Source organism: Mycobacterium sp. 94-17, assembly GCF_035617725.1.
Lineage (GTDB): Bacteria > Actinomycetota > Actinomycetes > Mycobacteriales > Mycobacteriaceae > Mycobacterium.
Genome location: NZ_JAPIYN010000110.1, coordinates 1 through 313, shown reverse-complemented (window position 1 = coordinate 313; position 313 = coordinate 1). Strand labels below are relative to the sequence as shown.

Below are 313 nucleotides of genomic sequence, written 5' to 3'. Positions count from 1 at the left end.
CGTTGATCAGTGAGATGGCCTGGTTCGCCGGCGTCGTCGACGCGAAGCCGGCGGCCTCGGCCTGGATGCTTCGGGCGCTGGGCAGCAGGTATTTGCCGGATGCATTGCCAAGCTTGGCCTCACCGAGCCCGTGCTGGTCGGCCTCGTCCAGCGAGCCGATGCTGGCGTAAGCGACACAGCCGGCGTTGGCGGCACAGCCCGTCACCATGGCACCGTCGCCGTTCTCGCCCAGCGCCCCGGGCACCGCCGGGAAGTCGACGGTGGTGCCGAAACCCGGTGACTTGCCCCAGCCGTCGGGGTCCTGCTTGGACAG

Annotated in this window: 1 pseudogene; it reads right to left on the bottom strand. The window is 69.6% G+C overall.

From position 1 onward, the window contains the following. Positions 1 to 313: pseudogene (locus OQ789_RS25890) on the bottom strand (phosphate ABC transporter substrate-binding protein PstS); the annotation flags it as partial.